The organism is Streptomyces sp. NPDC031445 (genome assembly GCF_055581365.1).
In genome coordinates this window covers 317646-338485 of the sequence record NZ_JBVIJO010000004.1, presented here as the reverse complement: position 1 = coordinate 338485, position 20840 = coordinate 317646, and the positions used below count along the sequence as shown (strand labels likewise).

The following is a 20840-nucleotide window of genomic DNA, read 5'->3' as shown; positions in this document are numbered from 1 at the left end:
GGCCGTCACCGCCCCGCACCCGCGACGACGGGCTCCCGAAGCCGTTCGTCCCACCTCTGCCTACGTGCCGCACCGGCCGGTGCGTTCACCCCGGCTCACCCCGCTGCGGATCCGTGTCCGGTGCGCCGTCCGCGCCCAGCTGGCGGGCCAGGCGGCGCAGGCCCCGGTACGCGGCCGTGCGGACGGCGCCGGGGCGTTTGCCGAGGACCCGGGCCGCGGCCGGGCCGTCGAGGCCGACGACCACCCGCAGCAGCACCGCCTCGGCCTGGTCCCGGGGCAGCGCGCGGACCAGGTCCAGCGCGCGTGCGGTGGAGAGCGACTCCAGGGCCTGGTCGTGGGTGCTGTGCCGGCCGGGCAGCTCCAGGGCGTCCTGCTCCAGCCGCGCCGCCCGTGGCCGTACCCGCTGCCGGCGCAGGTGGTCCAGCGCGCGGTGCCGGGCGATGGTCGCGGTCCAGCCGCGGAAGCCCGCGCCGTCGCCCCGGAACCGGCCGAGGTCGCGCGCGATCTCCAGCCAGGCCTCGGAGGCGACGTCCTCGGCGTCCTCGCCGACCAGGCCCCGCAGATAGCCCAGCAGGCCGGGCTGCACGATCCGGTAGGCCACGGCGAACGCGGTCTCGTCGCCGTCCTGGGCCCGCGCGACGGCCGCGCCCAGCTCCCCGTCCCGCGGCTGCGGGCGGCGGGGTTCCCCTCCCTGGCCCAAGACCGTCCTCGTTCGTGCCGAGTTCCTGGCCACTGCGTGGCGCCTGCCTCACGGTGCGACACGCTCCGGCCGTGTCCCCGCCCTCCACGATCATCAGCGTCGGCCCCGACGGAAGTGTCACAGCCGGGCCGGGCCGGTCAGCCGGGGGCGGTCGCGTCCCGGCACAGCAGCCGCAGCGAACCGTGGCCGCCGTAGCAGCGGCGGGCCTCGTCGATGGGGTCCCACAGCCGGCCGTCGGGGGTGCGCAGCCAGTGCTCGCCGCCGGTCGCCCACCACTCGGCGCCGGTCTGGCGGACGATCACCTCGCCGGCGTAGGCGCCGAAGCCGCGCAGCACGCTCTCGACGGCCGCGTACGGTGGCTCCTCCCGCCGTATCTCCTCGATCATCCGGTCCACCCGCCACAGGCTCTGTGCCGAGTAGTCGAGCCGTACGCGCGCGCCCTCGCGCATGGTCGCCACCGCGTCCGCCGCCCACCGCGCGGGCCTGGCCGCGGCACTCGGCCTGGTCCCGTGCGGTGCCGCCGCTGACGGGGCCGTCGCATGAGCTGTCACCTGAGTCGTCACTTGGGCTGTCACATAGGGAAGAGCGAGCGGGGGCGGGGTTCCGTCACAGTCGTTCGAAACGTTTCTCCCGACGTTCGGCCAACCACCGCAGCACCACCCCACATCCGCCGCACCAGGATCACAGGCTCCCCTCACGTCCGGGCCCCGCGGCGCCGCGCGCCCGGCGCGAGACCACCGCGCGCAGCACCCGGCGCCCCTCCACCGATATCTCCAGCGCCCGGCGCAGTCCCTGCGGGCCGTGCCCGGCCAGGAGTTCGAGCACGGCGGCCTGGCGGCGCAGTTCGGCGACGACGAGCGGCGGCAGGCCCGCCGGGTCGCCCGCGCGCCCGGCGTCGGGGCCGTCCGGGGCCGGGTCGCCGTCGGCTGCGGGATCGAGCAGCCGGTGGACGCGCAGCGCGGCGACCGAGCAGGCGTCGGCCCAGGGCCGTACCGCGCCGGGCGCGCGCTCGGCCGGGGCCGACTCCAGCATGTGCCGGGTGAGCCGCGCGGCCTCGTCGGCGGCGGGGTCGGCGGGGCCGAGCGCGGTGCGGGCCCGGGCCAGGCCGGCGGACCAGTCGGAGTCGTCGGCGAGGCGGGCCCACAGCGGGCGCAGCAGCTCGTCGTCGCCTCCGAGCAACGGCAGGCACCGATCCAAACAAGCCAATCCGCTGGCGGCCAGTCCGCGTTCGTCGGCCTGCGCGATGAGTTCCACCAGGCTCATGAATGCCTCTCTCGCCAGGGCGCCGACCGGTACGAAGCCCGCACTGCCCCTTACTGCGTGCGACGGCGCGGGAGTGTCACAGCGGATGCTTTCAGCCAAAGAGGGCAGCGGCGGGCGGTCAGCCGGAGACGGGGACCGGCAGCTCGCCCGAGAACACCTTGCGCTCCTGCATACGGGTCAGCCGGACGACCACCACGAGGGCGAGGACGGCCGCCGCGATGTCGATCGCGTCGGAGAACAGCGTCACCCGGGCGGCGTCGCGCAGTTCGGCCGCCGTCTCGGCGTTCCGGGACGTGGTGTACGCGTACCGGCCCGCGAGGAGGCTGATGATCCACAGCGTCCACCAGGCGTTGACCGGCGTGTGCCCGGACCGCGTGCCCCAGGGGGCGCTGGCGTCCCAGCTGTCGGCGACGATCCGGCGCGGGAACCAGAGGTTCACGACCGGGCAGAACCAGCCGCCGATCGTCCAGCCGCGCTTCATCCGGTGCCGGGAGACGTCGAACACCTCGGCGTTCACCCGGACCCGCCACAGCCAGCACAGGTAGACGACCGTCGTGGCGACCAGCGCGGCCGTCTGGGAGACGCCGGCCACCGCGTAGAGGGCGTCCGCGCGGTCGGCCCGGTCCACGACGCCGGTCCCGGCGGCACCGTCGGCGATGTCACCGGTGACGTCGAGTTCCAGGAGGTCCGCGAAGCAGGCGAACAGGTCGGTGGCGATGACCAGCCCGAGCAGTACGGCGGTGGCGCGGGCGAGCGCGGCCGGTGAGCGCAGCCAGGCGCCGCCGGGCGGGGCGGTGTACGGCGGCGCGGGCATGGGCGCGGGCATGGGTGAGGTCATGAAGGAGTTCCCCCGGGAAGACGAGATCCGAGACGGCACGGCTCTCCCCGAGCCGGCGCGTGCGTACGGGTGCCGACGCGCGTGCGATCACGCGAGCGGACACCGGAACATACGGTCGGACGCCGCCGTGCGTCCACTCGGTTCTCAGCCCAGCCGGTCCGCCAGGGTCCTGAAGTCCGCCCAGGACAGCGCGGGTGTGCCCGGGTCCCACAGCTTCTGCGCGGTGGCCCGCAGCGGCATCCGGATGCCGGCGGCGACCTGTGCCTCCGTCTGCGCGTGCGGGAAGTCGGACCAGACCGCGAAGGAGCCGCCGAGGATCTGCCCGTCGTAGCGCTCCGGCACGGCGGCCGTGCCGCGCAGCACGCGCGGGTTCCACTGCTCGTAGATCCGCTGTCCGGTCGGGTAGACGAAGGTCTGCGGCTGTCCGAGCACGTAGTAGAGGAACTCGTCGTTGTAGTTGAGCACCTTCCGTCCCGCGCTCAGGTACTCCACGGGTTGCCGGGCGCCGATCTCCTTGCCGGTCCAGTAGGCGACCTGGATGTCCGGGGCGGGCCGCACGGAGGTGTTCCGGTAGAAGCCGTCGTTCCAGGCGCGGAGGGTCCGGTCGTGGGCGCGGACGGTGGCGGCGCGATCGTTGAGCCAGCCGGTGGCGAGGTCGGCGACGGTCGCGCCGGCGCCGAAGGCGCGCCGCGCCGCGGCGGCCAGCTGCGGGTAGGAGGTCTGCGGGTCACGGACGGTCAGCGCCTGGTACTCGTCCCCGCCCAGGTGCCACCGGCCGCCGGTGAAGAGCCCGGCGTACTCGTCGAGCAGGTCGTCGACGATCCGCGCGGCGGCGTCCTCGGAGATGTCGACGGCGCCCCGTGTCGCCGCGCCGCTCGCGTCGCGCAGCTGGAGGTCCGGGTGGGCGGCGATGACGGCGCCCAGGTGTCCCGGCGAGTCGATCTCGGGGACGACGGTGATGTGCCGGCTGTCCGCCAGCGCGACGATCTTCCTGACCTGGGCCTTGGTCAGGTGGTCCTCGGAGACGATCTCGGGGTGGCTGTCGGACGCGATCCGGAAGGCCTGGTCGTCGGAGAAGTGCAGGCCCAGCTCGTTGAACTTCAGGTCGCCCAGCTCGCGTATCCGGTCCTCGATCCAGGTCTCGCTGTACGGCTTGCGCGCGATGTCCAGCATGAACCCGCGCACCGGCTTGGCGGGCTCGTCCCGTACCACGCCCTCGGGTGCCGTACCGCCGCCGTGGACCTCCTGCTTCAGGGTGCGGGTGCCGTAGAACACGCCGGCCTCGCCGGGCCCGCTGATGTCGACCCGCCCGCCGCGGACGGTCATGGTGTACGACTCGTCGCCGCCGCCCCCGCCGCCGAGCGCCAGCCGTAGGTCGCCCGCCCGTACGTCGTCCCGCTCCCCCGCGTAGCGCAGTCCCAGCTCCCCGGCTATGAGCCGTCCCTCGTCGGCGAGCTCGGGGTCGCTCACCACCACCCGCCCGCCCGGCCCCGGGCTCCAGCCGGGTCCGGGCGCCGGGGTGTGGGAGCGCACCGCGGGTATCGTGCGCGGCGCCCGCGACAGCGGATAGGAGCGGCTCGGGCTGGGACTCGCCGACGGTGTGCCCGGATCGCCGGTGCCGACCCGCCCGGACGACGACTGCCGCGCGCCCGCGTCCGGCCGTCCGCCGCCCCCGTCCGAGGCGGCCCACACGCCGACGCCCGTGCCGAGCGCGATGGTCCCGACGAACGCGGCGGCCACCACCGCCCGCTTCCGCGTCACCTGCCGCGCCGGACCGCCCCGGCGCCTGTGCCTGTGCTGGATCACCCTGCCAACGTACGACCGATCGACCGCCCAGCCGTCATCCAAGCGTTCTGAAACTCTCCCGTCCGGGTGAATTTCAGGCATCCCTCGGACACAGCGTGACCACTCTCGATAACCTGAGGCCACACTTTTCACAGCATCCCCTGCCACACCACCTGTGACGCGAGGACCCACGCTGCCCGCCCACCGCCTGCCGTATCTCCCCACACCCCTCGACGCCTTCAACACCGCGCCCGCGGACGAGGCCCACGCCCTCCTCCTGCACTGCCTGCACAGCCTGCGCTGGTCGCGCCGGATCGCCGACCACCGCCCCTACCCGGACCTGGACGCCCTGCTGGCCGCGGCGGACGAGGCGGCGTACGACCTCTCCCCCGGCGACCTGGCCGAGGCCCTGGCCGGCGAGTCCCTGCCCGAACTTCCCGAGGACACCTACTCGGCGGCCCACATGGCCCTGAGCGCCGCGCACGCCGCGTACGAGGCCCGATTCGGACACGCGTTCGTCATCTACCCGGGCGACGCCGCGCCGGGCGAGGTCATCGACCACATCCTCGAAGCGATCCGGTCACGATTGGCGAACGATCCCGAGGAAGAACGGGTGGTGGCGGCGGACGAGCTCCGCCGCCTCGCACGGGGGCGGCTGCTGGCCCTGCTCAGCGGCGCGGGGCGGTGTTCGATTTGTGGTTACCGCCATGTGGCCGCGACCAGCACAAACACCCCCGCACCCGGCAAATGACAGTCGAACCCGCCCCGCCGACGGCCCCCGCTAGCCCAACCGCGTGCCACTTTGATCACACCGGTAGGCCCCCCGTAAGCAGCACGGCGGCACGTGGATACCATGCAGAGGGCCGGTGGACCGTACCCGGCCGGGCCCGACCGACAGTGAAGCCGGCGCGGCCCTAGTCCCCGCTCCCGGAGGGTTCTTCCGTGCCGGCTGGAACGCTGTACCGCGGCCGGGAAGGAATGTGGTCCTGGGTGGCTCACCGAGTCACCGGCGTCCTCATCTTCTTCTTCCTGTTCGTTCACGTGCTGGACACCGCTCTCGTGCGTGTCTCCCCCGAGGACTACGACAAGGTCGTAGCCACGTACAAGACGCCGATCGTCGCGCTGCTGGAGTACGGCCTCGTCGCCGCCATCCTCTTCCACGCGCTCAACGGCCTGCGCGTCATCGCCGTCGACTTCTGGTCGAAGGGCCCGCGCTACCAGAAGCAGATGTTCTGGACCGTGATGGGTGTCTGGATCGTCCTGATGGCCGGGGCGATCTACCCGGTCCTCGGCCACGCCGCCCGTGTTCTCTTTGGGAGCTGACGCCGATGTCCACCACTGAAACCACCGCGTCCGGAGTCGGCCCCGTCGAGGGCGCCCCCGTCTACACCGTCGACAACCCGGCCCCGCTGATCGAGGCGCCGCGCAAGCGGACCAAGAAGTCCCCGAAGTCGACCCGGGGCAACTTCGAGCTGGCGGCCTGGCTGTTCATGCGCCTGTCCGGCATCGTCCTGGTCGTCCTCGTCCTCGGCCACCTGCTGATCCAGCTCGTGCTGGACGGCGGCGTCTCCAAGATCGGCTTCGCCTTCGTGGCCGGCCGCTGGGCGTCCCCGTTCTGGCAGGTCTGGGACCTGCTGATGCTGTGGCTCGCGATGCTGCACGGCGCCAACGGCCTGCGCACGATCATCAACGACTACGCGGAGCGCCCGAACAGCCGGCTGTGGCTGAAGGGCCTGCTCTACACCGCCACGGTGTTCACCATCCTGCTGGGCACGCTGGTGATCTTCACCTTCGACCCGAACATCCGCTAGGCACGGGGCTGCGAGAAACATGAAGATCCACAAGTACGACACCGTCATCGTCGGCGCCGGCGGCGCGGGCATGCGTGCCGCCATCGAGGCGACGAAGCGCAGCCGCACCGCGGTCCTGACCAAGCTCTACCCCACCCGCTCCCACACGGGCGCCGCGCAGGGCGGCATGGCCGCCGCGCTGGCCAACGTGGAGGAGGACAACTGGGAGTGGCACACCTTCGACACGGTCAAGGGCGGTGACTACCTGGTCGACCAGGACGCCGCCGAGATCCTGGCGAAGGAGGCCATCGACGCCGTCCTCGACCTGGAGAAGATGGGCCTGCCGTTCAACCGGACGCCGAACGGCACCATCGACCAGCGCCGCTTCGGCGGTCACAGCCGCAACCACGGCGAGGCCCCGGTCCGCCGGTCCTGCTACGCCGCGGACCGCACCGGCCACATGATCCTCCAGACGCTGTACCAGAACTGCGTCAAGGAGGGCGTGGAGTTCTTCAACGAGTTCTACGTCCTGGACCAGCTGATCACCGAGGTCGACGGCGTCAAGCGGTCGGCCGGCGTGGTGGCCTACGAGCTCGCCACCGGTGAGATCCACGTCTTCCAGGCCAAGGCCGTCATCTACGCCTCCGGCGGCACCGGCAAGTTCTTCAAGGTGACGTCGAACGCCCACACGCTGACCGGTGACGGCCAGGCGGCGGTCTACCGGCGCGGCCTGCCGCTGGAGGACATGGAGTTCTTCCAGTTCCACCCGACCGGCATCTGGCGCATGGGCATCCTGCTCACCGAGGGCGCCCGCGGTGAGGGCGGCATCCTGCGCAACAAGGACGGCGAGCGCTTCATGGAGAAGTACGCTCCCGTCATGAAGGACCTGGCGTCCCGCGACGTCGTGTCCCGCTCCATCTACACGGAGATCCGCGAGGGCCGTGGCTGTGGTCCCGAGGGCGACCACGTCTACCTGGACCTGACCCACCTGCCGCCGGAGCAGCTGGACGCCAAGCTGCCGGACATCACCGAGTTCGCGCGGACCTACCTCGGCATCGAGCCGTACACGGACCCGATCCCGATCCAGCCGACCGCGCACTACGCGATGGGCGGCATCCCGACGAACGTGATGGGCGAGGTCCTGGCGGACAACACCACGGTCGTCCCGGGCCTGTACGCCGCCGGCGAGGTCGCCTGCGTGTCCGTGCACGGCGCCAACCGGCTCGGCACCAACTCGCTGCTGGACATCAACGTCTTCGGCCGCCGCGCCGGCATCGCCGCCGCCGAGTACTCGGCGAAGGCCGACTACGTCGAGCTGCCGGACGCCCCGGAGTCCTTCGTCGTCGAGCAGATCGAGCGGCTGCGCACCTCCACCGGCAACGAGCGGGTGGCGACGATCCGCCGCGAGCTGCAGGAGACCATGGACGCCAACGTCATGGTGTTCCGCACCGAGCAGACGATCAAGACGGCGGTCGAGAAGATCGCCGAGCTCAAGGAGCGCTACAGGAACGTGGCGATCCAGGACAAGGGCAAGCGTTTCAACACGGACCTGCTGGAGGCGATCGAGCTGGGCAACCTGCTCGACCTGGCCGAGGTCATGGCGGTGTCGGCCCTCGCCCGCAAGGAGTCCCGCGGTGGTCACTACCGCGAGGACTACCCGAACCGCGACGACGTCAACTTCATGCGCCACACCATGGCGTACCGCGAGGTCGGCGCCGACGGCTCGGAAACCGTCCGTCTCGACTACAAGCCGGTCGTCCAGACCCGCTACCAGCCGATGGAGCGTAAGTACTGATGGCTACCCCTGTTCTGGACAAGGCGGACGCGGCCGGCCAGCCCGAGCCCGGCTTCGCCGACTCCCCCTACATCACGGTCACCTTCCGTGTCCGCCGGTTCAACCCGGAGGTCGCGGCGGAGGCCACCTGGGAAGACTTCCAGCTGGAGATCGACCCCAAGGAGCGGGTCCTCGACGGCCTCCACAAGATCAAGTGGGACGTCGACGGCACCCTCACCTTCCGCCGCTCGTGCGCGCACGGCATCTGCGGCTCGGACGCGATGCGGATCAACGGCAAGAACCGCCTTGCCTGCAAGACGCTGATCAAGGACATCAACCCCGAGAAGCCGATCACGATCGAGCCCATCAAGGGCCTGACGGTCCTGAAGGACCTGGTCGTGGACATGGAGCCGTTCTTCCAGGCGTACCGGGACGTCATGCCGTTCCTGGTCGTCAAGGAGACGAACGAGCCCACCCGGGAGCGCTACCAGTCCCCGGAGGACCGCGAGCGCTTCGACGACACCACGAAGTGCATCCTGTGCGCGGCCTGCACCTCGTCCTGCCCGGTGTTCTGGAACGACGGCCAGTACTTCGGTCCGGCCGCGATCGTGAACGCCCACCGCTTCATCTTCGACTCGCGTGACGAGGCCGGCGAGCAGCGGCTGGAGATCCTCAACGACCGTGACGGCGTGTGGCGCTGCCGCACGACCTTCAACTGCACGGACGCCTGCCCGCGCGGCATCGAGGTCACGAAGGCGATCCAGGAAGTCAAGCGCGCGCTGATCACGCGCCGCTACTGAGCCACGGACACGCCTGGACTACGGCCCCGCCCCCGGTTCCGCACCGGGGGCGGGGCCCTTGTCGTCGCGCGGCGAGTGCCGTCCTGGCCGGTCCGCCGCCGTCGTTCCCCGCCTCAGCCCTGGAACACCTGGGCCACGGCCAGACCCTGGCCGGCGGCGAGCCGGTAGACGGCACGCAGTTCTTCCAGGCAGTCGCGCAGGCCGTCCTCGTACCCCTCGGGGATGTCGCCTCCCCGGAACATCGGCGACAGCACCGCCGGCGCCGCGCGCATGACGTCGTCCAGGTCGATTCCGGAGAGGGTGCCGTCCACCCGGGTCACCTCGTCCGGCGTCAGGGACAGGCACACCGTCCCGACGCCGTCGTCACCCACCAGACGCCCACCCGAGATCATCAGTTCCGCCAGGTCTGCGGTGTCCGCCCGCTCCAGCATCTGCCGCAGGACGTCTCCGTCCTCCCCCAGGTCGCACAGGGGAGCCGATGGATCGTCCTCGGACCGCTCCTCCAGGTCGTAGAACCGTGCGACGACCGTGTCGAATCCGGCGGCGATCTCTCCCTCCGGAAGAGGGAAGAGGGAGACGTTCATAATTGCTGCGGAACCTTTCGGCCGAAGGGGTTCAGTAGCTTACCAGCGGGCCCGAAAGCCCCGGCAGCAGCGGAGAACTGTCCGTGCCGCCGTAGTCCCAGGGGCTCTTGGACCAGTCGTGGTTCGTCACGTTGTCGTGGTACCAGCCCTTCCAGCCTTCCCAGCCGTCCGACAACTTCTTGTACCACGGCTCCTTTTCGTGAACGGGCACCCTGACCGGCGGCGGGTTCTTGTCGGGTCCGCCGTCGCGGTTGGTGCGCTTCGTCTTGTAGGCGATGACCCCTTCGCTCTTCACCGACGGGAACGCGTCCACCCATTCGTCCGGCTTGAACAGGTTGGGTCCCTTCAGCGGCATCATGTCGAAGCCGATCTTCACGGTCATCTGCTTGGTCTTGGGATTGCTGTCCAGCTTTTCCTGGAGGGTCTTCACATACTTCTTGACCTCTGCGTCACCGTCCTTTTCGACCTTTCCGCCGAAATTCTTCACGTCCCAGACGTAGACGGTGTCGTCCGTCCAGTAGGAGAGGTCGATCCAGCCGTTCTTGGTCTTGTTCCCCACCTTGATACGGACGTGGTTCTGCGAGTCGCGGAATCCCCTGGTCTGCTGGAGGTCGACGTACACCTTGCCGCCGCCCCGGGGCTGCACGAAGTTCAGCCACACCTGGTACATGATGATCGTGGTGTCGTGCGCCTTGGTGTACCGCTCCCGGATGATCTGGTCCTTGCGCTTCTTCTCCTGCTGGGCGTGGAGGGACTCCTCCCTCACGAGGTCCCGCAGCCCGGTCGGGTCACTCTGCGACACCGGGCTGTTGTGGCTGTACGCGTAGCCGTTGGCCTGAAGGGGGTCGGCGATGTCCACCACCGGGTCGGCGGACAGGAAGCGGCCGGAGCTCTGGTCGTACTCGCGGGCGCCCAGGTGGGTGAGACCGGTGGCCGCGTCGTCTATGCCCACGCCGAGGTAACCGCGCCGGTTGGGCCAGACGGCCGGTCTGGCCCCGCGGGTCTCGCCGTACGGCTTGAACGCGCGGCGGGTGACCGGCTGGGTGGCGGACAGTTCGACGCTGGTGGTCGCCGTGCCCACCTGGTCGGCGATCAGCACGTTCAGCTTGTGGCCGCTCGTGGAGCCGTTCGTCGTGGTACGGACCACCGTGGGGGCGCCCGCCTGCTGGTAGGCGCGCGAGGCCATGGTGATCGTGCCGGTCGCGTTCGTGGTCAGCTCCGTCTCGCCCAGGTAGAGGGTCGAGCCGGAGGAGGAGTTCTCCAGCAGGCGGTTGCCGTCGGCGTCGTAGACGTACGTCGTCTTCCGGCCGTCGTCGGTGATGTTGTCGAGCTTGTTGTCGGGAGTCCAGACCAGGTGCTGGGTGGTGGTGGCGAGGTCCCGCAGCTCGGTGTTGCCGCTGTCGTCGTAGGTGTAGACGCTGCCCTTGCCGGACGGGCTGGAGGCGATGCTCGTGACGGTGTGCGGCTGCTTCAGGTAGGCCGGCGTGGTGCCGTTCGCGGCGACCGTCTTGCCGTAGCGGTAGGTGTACGACACGTTCTTCGACGCGTCCGCCGTGTCGAAGTCGGTCATGGTGGCGCGGTTGCCGAGCCAGTCGAAGGTGAAGGACTGCCGGTAGGCGGTGGCGCCGGCCGAGATCGTGGCGGTGTCGGGGGCGGTGGCCGCGAGGCTCGCGGACAGGGCGCTGTCGGGGCTGGTGGTGTCGCCGGCCTCGTCCGGGGCGTCGGCGACGGGCCCGGAGGATGCGGCGTAGTCGTCGCGGTAGCCCCAGCCGGTGCCGCCCGCCGACTTGCAGCCGGTGCCGTCGCGGCCGGGCGTGAGGCTGGACGTCCAGGCGTGGACCAGCTCACCGAGCACGTCGTAGGTGAAGCACTGGTTGTCCCAGGTGTCGCCGGTCGCGTCGCTCAGCTTGCGGGCGTTGGAGGTGATGGTGCCGGAGACGTCGTAGGAGTAGTAGCTGTCGGTGGTGTGCCGGGGGCCGGCGCTCTCCAGGTCGGTGACCGTTCGCTGGAGACGGCCCGTGTGCGGGTCGACGAAGTTGGTCGTCCACACGCGGGACGGCTGGGAGCCGGAGACGACCCGCAGGGGCTCGCCGTACGGCGAGTACGTGACGTCGGAGGCGTACCAGGACAGGCCCGAGGTCGACTCCGCGAGTCCGTCGGAGTCGTAGCGGGTGACGACCTTCTCCTTGGCCAGGCCGCCGGCGGCGGGCAGCGTGACGGTCTGCCGCTTGCCGGTCGGGGTGTAGGTGTAGGCGTAGGAGTAGGTGCCGGCCAGGCCGGTGGTCATCGAGTTGGCGGGGATGACCGTCTCGGCGCCGGTGGGGTTGTAGAGGGCGTCGTAGCCGGTGATCCGATTGACGTAGTCGCCGGTGCCGGTGTGCCGGATGGAGGCGGACAGCTTGCCGATGCCGCCCGGCGCGTCGTCGTACTGGTACTCCCGGACCGGGGTGGAGGTGGCCGAGCCCTCCCGGACGTAGCGCACCCGGCCGAGCGGATCGTATTCGGTGAAGGTGTCCTGCGAGCGGGCGTTCTGCGTCCGCTCGGGCCGGTCCGCGCTGTCGTACCAGGTCCTCGTCGTCCCCGTGTCGGGGTCGGTGCTGGAGGTGAGCCGGCCGCGGGCGTCGTAGGCGTACGACCAGACGTTCCCCGCGGGATCGGTCACCGTGCTGCGGTAGCCCCGGGCGTCGTACGCGTAGCGCGTCGTGCGGCCGGACTCGGCGGAGGAGGAGTTCCTGGTGTAGTGCTTGACGGCGGTGACCCGGCCGAGGGCGTCGAAGGACGTGAGCGTGGTGGGCGTGGTGGATCCCGGAGGGTTCACCCGGGTGCTGGTGAAGTCGTGGTCGGTGTAGGTGGCGTACTTGTAGTCGCCGGCCTGGTACACCGAGGCACGGACCTCGCGCTCCATGCCGTCGTAGCGGTGCTTGACGTAGCTGGGGATCGCCGCCTTGGACCGGGAGGCGAACAGCTGCGGCTCCGGGTCTCCCGCGGCGAGGTAGGGATTGGTCCCCTCGTCCACGAGGCCGTGGTCGTCGAAGGTGGTGTCCACGACGATCCGGCCGGGGCCGTGCGCCTCGGTCTGGGTCTGGACGACGCGCAGCAGACCGTCGTAGAGGGTGATCTGGCTGGCGTACGTGCCGTCGTCCTTGAGCGTCTTGAAGGTGACGGCGGCGGGCCGGTTCTCCTTCTTCGTGGCGACGGCCGGCTGGTAGCCGACCATGACGTCCGGGGACTGGCTGCCGGAGGAGCGGGCCGCGGACCAGCCCTTGACGAGCCGGCCGAGGCCGTCGTACTCGGTCCGTCCGACCCGGCCGTTGGGGTCGGTGACCGTGAGCGGCAGGTTGCGGCCCGGATCGTAGGTCGTCGTGGTGGCCTGCTGCCGGGCGTTGATCGTCTTGATCGCGGTGACCGGGCCGCCGGTCTCGGGCGTGTACTGGGTCTCCTCCGTGCCCACGCCCGGCTTCGTGACCGTGCGCACCCGTCCGAGGTCGTCGTACGTCGTGTCGGTGACGACGGAGTACGAGGTGCCGGCGCCGTCGGTCTCGGCCACCGAGGTGACCCCGCCCCTGGTCGGCGTGGCGCCGTACGCGAGTCCGTCGTAGCTGGTCCGCGTGGCCGACTTCAGCTCGGTGGCGGGATCGGCGTTCGCGTAGCCGGCGCACGAGGTGCCGGTGCTGCGCTGCTCCTTGGGCAGGCCGATCAGCCAGGCGGTCGTGTTGTGGACGTACGAAGTCACGCTGCACGTCTGGTCGGAGAGTGTCTCGCCGCCGCTTCCGTTCGGCTTGGCGACGGCCGTCTCGACCTGGAGGGGCAGGCCGTAGGTGCCGTCGACGGTGGTGCGGGTGCGCACCGTCCGCGTGCCGCCGTCGTCGTCGACGGTCTGGATGTCGTCCGTGCGCTCGACGCCCGTGCGGTAGGCGACGAGGGGTTGCGCGTCGGTCCCGTCCTCGTTCTCCCGGGCGCGGGAGGCGGTCTGCCTGGACCAGGGGAAGTTCAGCGTGCGCCGGACGACGGGGCCCGCGGAGTCGCGGTAGGTGATGGTCTCCGCGGCCATGCCCGCGTACTGGGGTGCGTCGTCGGCGAGCAGCGTGTACTGCTTCCCGGAATCCTTGACCTCGCCGCCCGTGCCCTGGAAGTAACGGGTCACCGAGTACGACTGGGAGTTGACCTCGCCCGGTCCGGGGACGGACTTGCTGCCCTTGGTGACGGAGACCTGCCGGTAGCCGCGCCAGTCGCTGTACGTGCGCAGGGCGCTCCGGGTGAACTCGTCGTCGCTCCTGGCCCAGGCGGGGCCGTCGTAGGCGTACTTGGTGACGACGGGTTTTCCGTGTGAGGTGACCTTGTCGGTCTCGGTCACCGAGGCCACGACGTACTTGTTGAACCATGCCTTGGCGGGCGTCTTCTCGTCGCCGTCCGGTGACCAGCGCACCGGGTAGCAGGTGCCGTTGGCCTTGCCCTTGTCCTCGGCGGGCTCGCTCCGGCAGCCTCCGGTGTACTCGACCTCGATGTCACCGCCGTACTCGGTGGAGACGGTGCCGATGCGCGGGCGGGTGAAGCCGGGTCGTTGATCGTCCTTGCCGGAGAGCACCAGGTTGGGCAGCTGCCGGTCCTTCAGCCAGCTCCGCAGGGGCGAGGCCGATCCCACGGTGTAGGGGGCGAAGCTGACGCCCTCCTCGGACTGCGGGGTGCCGGTGGTGTCGCCGGGGCCGTAACCGGTGCGGGTGACGGAGTCCAGCCACAGGCCGGGCGAGGTGTCGTACCAGTCCTCCGGGAAGGACTGGTGAAGGGTGTAGGTGTCCACCTTGCCCAGACCCTGCTGGCCGGCGCGGGCGGCCTTGGTGGTGATGGTGTCCAGGCGCAGCTGGGTCCAGAAGGACGGGAAGGCGGGGCAGAGCTTGGAGGTGGACTTGCAGTTGAGGTTGCCGGGGGTGTCCCACCAGGGCCGGTAGGCGCCCGGGTCGCCGGTCTTGCCGAAGTTGGCGGGGTCGCAGGCGGTCGTGGACTTCAGGCAGCGCTGCGCGGTGCCGAACTCGACGACGGCGGACGGCTTGGTGAGGCTGTCCGGGCGCATGCCGTACTCGATCGAGACCGGGTACTGCGCGCGGTCGTACGCCTCGGGCGTCTTGAACTTCTTGCGGACGGCGTAGTAGTTCGTCTCCTGCTTGTAGTTGACGATCATCGTGTTGCCGTTGACGTCGACGACCTTGTCCAGGCCCCAGCGCCACGCCTGCTGCTTGCCGGCACCGCAGCGCGAGTCAGCGAAGGTGTCCGCGTGGCACGGCTCGCCGGGGTGGTTGCCGAAGACGGGCACGGTCGAGACCGAGTCGCTGTCGGCGTGCCCGCCACCGACCTGGTCGAGGCCGTAGTAGTACTGCGTGCCGTCGACGGTGGTGACCACCCAGTACTCACCGTTGTTGTCGTCGTTCGAACCGCCCACGCGGTGTTCGACGCGGGTGCCGTTGTCCTCCTGGAGGTGGTAGATCTCGGTGGACTTCTCGGGGTCGGCGCCGGAGCTCGCGTCCCGGACCAGTTCCGTCGTCCTGCCGCCCAGTGACATCACGGCGTTGTACGACACCCAGCACAGGTCGGAGGTCTTGTCCTTCTTGGCCGTGTTGTTCGGGGTGCCGGCGTTCAGCTTCTTGCGGTCGTCCTCACAGGACCGGTACCGGCGTTCGATGTAGCCGGGGTCGTAGTTCCACCCCTCGCCGATCCAGGAGGCCTGACCGGAGGAGACGGCCGTCCGGCCGTCGACCGCTTGGGAGTTGTAGTCGAGCGAGATGTCGGGTGCGGGGCCGGCCGGCGGGCTGGGCACGGTCACCGGGTAGGACCAGGTGAACGCGCCCGACGGGCCGCCCGCCTCCCACTTGCCGTCGGAGGCCAACGGGGTGGCCTTGAAGGAGCCGCCGGCACCGCCGCCGGAGTCGACGGCCGCGACGACCGCCGTACCGGGGCCGGTCGCCACGGGGGTCGCCGACACGGTCCGGCGGTAGGCCGCCTGGACCACTCCGGCTCCGCCGGACGGGGCGGGCTGCGCCACTGCCGGCGTCACGTCCGCGCCCGCCGCCGGATCGACGGTGGCCGTCAACGACGTGGTCGCCGTGTCGTTGGACGTCTCCAGCTCCTCGTACTGCTGGCACGCCTCGTCGTCAGGGGTGGTCAGATAGCAGTCGGGGAACTGCACGAGCCGCAGTCGGGTGGCCCAGTCGGCCCCGTAGAGACTCCTGAACTTCGAGTAGTCGAGCTTCAGCGAGACGGGCACCGCACCGGTGTCGGGCGCCTGCACCACCATGACGGTGCCGTCGATTCCCTGGCTGACGCCCCCTGCGCGGTCCGGGATGTCGACGTGCCACACACCGGTCGGCCTGGGTTGGTCCGCCGCCTGCCCCAGGCTCACCGGCACGTTCGGGACCGGGGTGAGTGCCGCCTGGCCGGCCGTCGCCACGGCGTTCCGCGCCGAGGGCTGTGTCGCCGGCCCGGCGCCGAAGTCGACCTGACCCGTCAGCAGGGAGGGCGGGGAGACCGTGTCGTCCGGAACGGTCAGCTGCTCCTCGGGCAGGTCCACCCGCAGGGTGGCCACCTTGGGCTTGACCGACTTCCCGAGCAGGGGCTGGTCCTGCTCCAGCGCCTCAAGATCCACCGTCTCGCGCCCGGCCTCCGCCTTCGCGGGGTCCGGCGGCAGCGCCAGCGCTCGTGCGGGCAGCAGGCCGACGAGGAGTGCCGCGGCGAGGAGCGGCACCGCGGTGCGCGCGTGGCGGCCCCGGCGCGCCATCACGGATCGATCGAACACGGCAGAGTCCCCCCGGACCACTGGAAGCGGGACCGGAGTCGGACCACGCGTGACGACGTATCAAACAGCGCAGATTCTGTGATCACCCTGTGAGTGAAAACCAGTCATGTAAAGGCGATGTGAGCATGGTCACGAGGCGTAACACCTCGCTACGCACCGAACAGGGGTCAATCCCAGAAAATGCCGCCGGCCGGGAGCGGACGGACCCTTGCGAGTTATGGGTCACAGCGTCACCCGCTCCCCCAAAACGGCCTCCGTTTTCGGGCGGATCGGGGAGCTTTGACCGGCTCACGGCCGGGGACGTGCGGTAACGACGCGGTCTGCTCGCGCCCGCTCCGGAGCGGAGTGACGCCGGGCCGGGCACGCGCGCCCCACGGTCACCAGGTGACGACGGATTGCTTTTAGGTCATCATCGGCTGGCCCAGCCCGCGCCCTGTCGCGCGCCGGCATCGGGGAAACGAGGGGGAAGGGGAACCCGGCCGATGACACCCAACTGGCGCCGCAGACCTGGCCGTCGGGCCACTGCCGCACTGGTCGTGAGCACGCTGGTCGCCGGGGGCGCCGTCTGTGCCGGGTTGTGGCCGGACGGCGGGACGGCCCCCGCCGACGGCCCGCACCCACGCCCGGCCCGGACCGTGACCGAGGACGCGGCCCTCGCCCAGGCCGCGCGCACGGGCAGGACGGTCGAGGTCACCGCCGCCCGCACCAGCCACTCGACCACCTGGGCCCGGCCCGACGGACTCATGCGCAAGCGCCTCTACTCCTCACCCGTCCGGGCCAAGGTGGGCGGTGAGTGGAAGAAGATCGACCCGGACCTGCACCGCACCGAGGCCGGCTGGGAGCCGAAAGCGACCAACACCCGCATCGTCTTCTCCGCCGGTTCGCGCGGCACGGTCGGTCGGCACGCGGACCGGACCGCCACGCGCCGCGTCTCCCTGCTGAGGGACGCCACCGCCGACACCGGCACCCCGCTGGTCACGCTGCACGTGGGCGACCACGACATCCAGCTCACCTGGCCGGGCGCCGTGCCCAGCCCGGTCATCGACGGCAACCGCGCGCTGTATCCGGACATCTTCCCCGGCGGCGACCTGGTGCTGACCGCCGACGACGACGGCTTCGCGCAGCTCGTCGTGCTGAAGAACCGTCAGGCGGCCTCCGATCCGCACGCCCAACAGCTGGCCTACGGGCTCCACTCCGCCGATCTCACGTTCCGGCTCGACCCGCTCAGCGACATCGTCAGCGCGGAGGACGAGGGCCGCAACGAGGTCGCCATGTCGCCGACCCCGCTGATGTGGGACAGCACCGGCACGCCCGCCGTCACCGACGGCACGGTGGGGGCGAGCGCCCAGCCCACCGGCCCCGAGACACCCGACGCGACGGACACGGCCGTCGCGACGCCTGATGACAGCCCCACGCAGGAGGACCCGGCCGAGTCCGACGAGCAGCAGGACACGGACGTCGAGACGCTGCCGCCCGCGAGCGACGGTCCCGAGCCCACGGGCTCCGACTCGCCCCCGCCCTCCGCGCCCGCGGAACCGGCCCCCGAACCCTCCCGGACCGGTCCGGCCGCCACCCTGAGCCTGCCCCTGCTCGACGGCCCCTCCCCGGATTCGCGGGGCTCCCTGGTCGACGCCGATCTCACGGACGGCCGGTGGACGCTCGCCCCCGACCCGGAGTTCCTGGCCGCCCCGGACACCACCTACCCCGTCTTCATCGACCCCTCGGTGAAGAAGCACATCCAGCACTGGACCACCGCCTACGACCGCTTCCCCAAGGCCACGTTCTACGACGGCAAGGGCTTCAACAAGGGCGGCACCCACGAAGCGCGCGTCGGCTTCGAGTCCGACACCTGGGGCACCTCCCGGTCCTTCTTCAACATGACCTTCGACAAGGACCTCAAGGGCACGAAGATCACCAGCGCGAAACTGCGCATGCTGGAGACGTACTCGTGGTCCTGTAGCGCCCGATCCATGAGCGTGCACCTGACCGGAGAGATCGACTCGCACACCAACTGGAAAAACGCGCCCAAGCTCCACGACGGCAACAAGCTGGCCACCAAGAGCTTCGCCCACGGCTGGAAGGCGGCCAGCTGCCATGACGCGTACGAGGCCTTCGACGTCAAGCGCGGCGCCCAGGACGCCGCCGACGACGGCGACGACACCATCACCTTCGGCCTGCGCGCCCGTGACGAGGACGCGCAGTACGCGTGGAAGAAATTCCAGGCCGACGGCGACAACGCCCCCGTCCTGGAGCTGGTCTACAACCGCAGACCCACCATCGTGCCCAACTCCCTCGACCTCGGTCCGGACGGCAAGTGCACCACCACCAAGCCGTACGTCCGGATGGGCTCCGGTGACCTGACGTTCACCGCGAAGGCCACCGACAAGGACCACAACCTCGACTACTTCGACTTCGACCTGTGGGAGACCGGCCACTGGGACACCACCGGCGACCTGCTCAAGTCGACCGGCAAGGTTTCCGCCGGCTCCGACACCGACACCGCGCTGCGGACCACGCCGAGGTTCTCCACCAGTGGTCTGAAGAGCGGCGCCACCTACTCCTGGCGGGTGCAGGCCCGGGACGACGCCGGTTCCACGACCGGCTTCCAGCCGAAGACCCCGTGCCGGTTCGTGCTGGACACCACCGCGCCGCGTCCGCCGAAGGTGTCGTCCACCGACTTCCCCGATGCAGACGGCAGTGAGAACGGCTTCGGCAGCGACACCGAGGACGCCACCTGGTCCGCCAAGAAGTTCGGCACGCCCGGCTCCTTCACCGTGCGCGCCCTGAACAGCGACGTCGTGCGCTACGAGTACGGGTTCAACTCGGCGAACTACACCGGCAGCCTGGCCCGGACCACCGGCTGGGCCACCGTGATCAGCTCCACCATCTCGAACGCCAAGCCGCCGACCGCCGGGCCCAACGTGCTGTACGTCCGGGCCGTCGACAGCGCCGGCAACCCCTCCGAGCCCACGAAGTACTACTTCTACGTCAGCCCGCGTGACCAGGTCGACAAGCCCGGCGACTTCACCGGGGACGGCCTGCCCGACCTGATGACCGTCACCGAGGCCGGCAACCTCGCCCTGTATCCCTCTCAGGCCGACAAGGACGCCCTCAAGGGCACCGGCGACCTGGACTACTCCATGGCCGGCGCCTACCACGACAACCCCGCGAAGGACCCCGGCGGTGACGCCCAACCGCCCTACGTCGCCGCTCCCAGCGGCCACTTCAAGGGCGCGCTGATCAGCCACAACGGTGACATCTACGGTGGTGACGGCTTGCAGGACCTCGTCGTGCGGGTCGGCGGCAAGCTCTGGGTCTACCCCGGCGACGGCTACGGCGCGGTCAACACCGACAAGCGCCGGGAGATACTGCTGCCCGCCGGCTCCCCCGCCCCCGGGACCTTCACCCAGATCCTGGCCACCGGCGACATCACCGGCGACGGACGGACCGACTTCTTCGCCACCGTCCGCAAGAGTGACGGCACCGACGACGAACTGTGGGCGTTCACGGGCTACCACGGCGCCACCGTCGACCAGGCCGTCAGGCTGTCCGGCTCCTCGTGGAAGGACCGGGACATCGTCCTCGTCCAGGACATCTCCGGGGACAAGGTCGCCGACCTCGTCTACCGCAGTGACGTCTCCGGACGGCTGCTCCTGCGCAAGGGCATCGCCGCCTCCGGTGGCGGTGTCGACCTCACCTCGCTGGCGGCGGCCGCCAACTCGGCCGGAGGCGCCGACACCTACTGGACCGGCGAAGGCTGGCACAACGCGTCCATCCCGTACCTCCTGGGCACGCCCGATGCCAACGGCGACGGCATTCCCGATCTGTGGGCCGTCCGCTCCGACGGCTCGGTGCGCTTCTACGCCGGCGACCGCACCAGTCTCCCCGGCTCGGGAACGGAGGTCATCGCTCCCACCACCTGGTGGAAGACGCGTCTCGCCGTCGGGTGAGGGCGCTTCCGGGCAGCGTCTGCGGTCGGGCACCGGGACGGCGACGACGCGGGGTCCGCTCCGGTGGGGCTCCTCGCTTCCCGGCGACAAGGCTCCTAATGTGACGACATGTCAGACGAAGAGTCGTACGAACTGCTCGGTTTCGACAACGTGCTGCTCCCCGTCGGCGACCTCGGCGAGGCCGTCGCCTTCTACGAGCGGGCCGGGTTCGCCGTGGGCTTCCGGTTCGACGAGGGCGGGATCGCACAGCTGAAGGTCGGCGGGGAGACGCCCGGCATCCTGCTGCGCGCCGAGGAGGAGCTGCGGCGGCGGACCCCGCCCTGGCCCTCGCCGCGCGTCTGGCTGGAGGTGCCGGACGCGCGGGCGGCGGCGCGGGAGCTGGCCGCCGCCGGCATCGACCTCCTCGACGAGGTCTTCCCGGTGGCCACCGGCTGGACGGTGGAGATCGCCGACCCCTGGGGCAACATCCTCGGCTTCACCGACTACACCAAGCGCCCGGCACTGGGCCGCAGACCCTGAGGCGGTCCCGCCGGTGCCCGGCGTGGCCGCCGTCCTGCCCGGGGGCGGTCCCC

The 20840-nt window shown here is 70.7% G+C and carries 14 protein-coding genes; 7 read left to right on the top strand and 7 right to left on the bottom strand.

Going from position 1 to position 20840, the window contains the following annotated elements; translation table 11 throughout:
• Positions 1-85 precede the first annotated feature (85 nt).
• From ACZ5DC_RS14245 to ACZ5DC_RS14225, 5 genes are all read right to left on the bottom strand, one after another.
• Positions 86-700 carry an RNA polymerase sigma factor gene (locus ACZ5DC_RS14245; protein ID WP_468652520.1) on the bottom strand — a complete coding sequence of 205 codons (615 nt, stop codon included), beginning with the start codon at positions 698-700 and terminating at the stop codon, positions 86-88.
• Positions 701-837: 137 nt separating this feature from the next.
• A complete protein-coding gene (locus ACZ5DC_RS14240) occupies positions 838-1251 on the bottom strand; it encodes a hypothetical protein (RefSeq protein ID WP_468652519.1) in 414 nt (137 codons plus the stop codon).
• 130 nt (positions 1252-1381) lie between these two features.
• Positions 1382-1963, bottom strand: coding sequence for a hypothetical protein (locus ACZ5DC_RS14235; protein ID WP_468652517.1), 582 nt, complete (start codon positions 1961-1963; stop codon positions 1382-1384).
• A 118-nt stretch (positions 1964-2081) separates the two neighbouring features.
• Complete coding sequence (locus tag ACZ5DC_RS14230) at positions 2082-2801, bottom strand: DUF4328 domain-containing protein (protein ID WP_468652515.1); 720 nt, start codon at positions 2799-2801, stop codon at positions 2082-2084.
• Between the two features lie 144 nt (positions 2802-2945).
• Positions 2946-4607, bottom strand: coding sequence for a beta-N-acetylhexosaminidase (locus tag ACZ5DC_RS14225; RefSeq protein ID WP_468652513.1), 1662 nt, complete (start codon positions 4605-4607; stop codon positions 2946-2948).
• Between the two features lie 154 nt (positions 4608-4761).
• On the opposite strand from ACZ5DC_RS14225, the gene ACZ5DC_RS14220 reads away from it, so the two are divergent.
• The 5 genes from ACZ5DC_RS14220 to ACZ5DC_RS14200 all read left to right on the top strand — a co-directional run bounded on the left by ACZ5DC_RS14220 (position 4762) and on the right by ACZ5DC_RS14200 (position 8950).
• Positions 4762-5337 carry a 2-oxo-4-hydroxy-4-carboxy-5-ureidoimidazoline decarboxylase gene (locus ACZ5DC_RS14220; protein WP_468652511.1) on the top strand — a complete coding sequence of 192 codons (576 nt, stop codon included), beginning with the start codon at positions 4762-4764 and terminating at the stop codon, positions 5335-5337.
• A 191-nt stretch (positions 5338-5528) separates the two neighbouring features.
• Positions 5529-5909, top strand: a complete 381-nt coding sequence (sdhC, locus tag ACZ5DC_RS14215) for a succinate dehydrogenase, cytochrome b556 subunit (protein WP_037856824.1) — start codon at positions 5529-5531, stop codon at positions 5907-5909.
• 5 nt (positions 5910-5914) lie between these two features.
• Complete coding sequence (locus ACZ5DC_RS14210) at positions 5915-6397, top strand: succinate dehydrogenase hydrophobic membrane anchor subunit (RefSeq protein WP_171153437.1); 483 nt, start codon at positions 5915-5917, stop codon at positions 6395-6397.
• 19 nt (positions 6398-6416) lie between these two features.
• A complete protein-coding gene (sdhA, locus tag ACZ5DC_RS14205; RefSeq protein ID WP_171153439.1) occupies positions 6417-8171 on the top strand; it encodes a succinate dehydrogenase flavoprotein subunit in 1755 nt (584 codons plus the stop codon).
• Positions 8171-8950 (top strand): succinate dehydrogenase iron-sulfur subunit, encoded by a 780-nt coding sequence (locus ACZ5DC_RS14200; RefSeq protein ID WP_171153441.1) that lies wholly within the window; start codon positions 8171-8173, stop codon positions 8948-8950. Before sdhA ends, ACZ5DC_RS14200 begins: the two co-directional genes overlap by 1 nt.
• A gap of 113 nt (positions 8951-9063) precedes the next feature.
• Here the strand turns inward: ACZ5DC_RS14200 and ACZ5DC_RS14195 are convergent, their stop codons facing one another.
• Together ACZ5DC_RS14195 and ACZ5DC_RS14190 are read right to left on the bottom strand one after the other, a co-directional pair.
• Positions 9064-9534, bottom strand: coding sequence for a DUF1877 family protein (locus ACZ5DC_RS14195; RefSeq protein ID WP_366748663.1), 471 nt, complete (start codon positions 9532-9534; stop codon positions 9064-9066).
• A 31-nt stretch (positions 9535-9565) separates the two neighbouring features.
• Positions 9566-16318, bottom strand: coding sequence for an RHS repeat domain-containing protein (locus ACZ5DC_RS14190; RefSeq protein ID WP_468652508.1), 6753 nt, complete (start codon positions 16316-16318; stop codon positions 9566-9568).
• A 482-nt stretch (positions 16319-16800) separates the two neighbouring features.
• On the opposite strand from ACZ5DC_RS14190, the gene ACZ5DC_RS14185 reads away from it, so the two are divergent.
• Positions 16801-20268: a DNRLRE domain-containing protein gene (locus ACZ5DC_RS14185; protein WP_468652506.1), complete on the top strand. Its 3468-nt coding sequence runs from the start codon at positions 16801-16803 to the stop codon at positions 20266-20268.
• 108 nt (positions 20269-20376) lie between these two features.
• Positions 20377-20787 carry a VOC family protein gene (locus ACZ5DC_RS14180; protein WP_468652504.1) on the top strand — a complete coding sequence of 137 codons (411 nt, stop codon included), beginning with the start codon at positions 20377-20379 and terminating at the stop codon, positions 20785-20787.
• Positions 20788-20840: the final 53 nt, after the last annotated feature.

Bases quoted from the DNA above. Each gene is read 5' to 3' on its own strand.
- ACZ5DC_RS14235 (WP_468652517.1), bottom strand. From the start codon at position 1,963: ATGAGCCTGGTGGAACTCATCGCGCAGGCCGACGAACGCGGACTGGCC.
- ACZ5DC_RS14230 (WP_468652515.1), bottom strand. From the start codon at position 2,801: ATGACCTCACCCATGCCCGCGCCCATGCCCGCGCCGCCGTACACCGCC.
- ACZ5DC_RS14210 (WP_171153437.1), top strand. From the start codon at position 5,915: ATGTCCACCACTGAAACCACCGCGTCCGGAGTCGGCCCCGTCGAGGGC.
- sdhA (WP_171153439.1), top strand. From the start codon at position 6,417: ATGAAGATCCACAAGTACGACACCGTCATCGTCGGCGCCGGCGGCGCG.
- ACZ5DC_RS14200 (WP_171153441.1), top strand. From the start codon at position 8,171: ATGGCTACCCCTGTTCTGGACAAGGCGGACGCGGCCGGCCAGCCCGAG.
- ACZ5DC_RS14195 (WP_366748663.1), bottom strand. From the start codon at position 9,534: ATGAACGTCTCCCTCTTCCCTCTTCCGGAGGGAGAGATCGCCGCCGGA.
- ACZ5DC_RS14185 (WP_468652506.1), top strand. From the start codon at position 16,801: ATGACACCCAACTGGCGCCGCAGACCTGGCCGTCGGGCCACTGCCGCA.
- ACZ5DC_RS14180 (WP_468652504.1), top strand. From the start codon at position 20,377: ATGTCAGACGAAGAGTCGTACGAACTGCTCGGTTTCGACAACGTGCTG.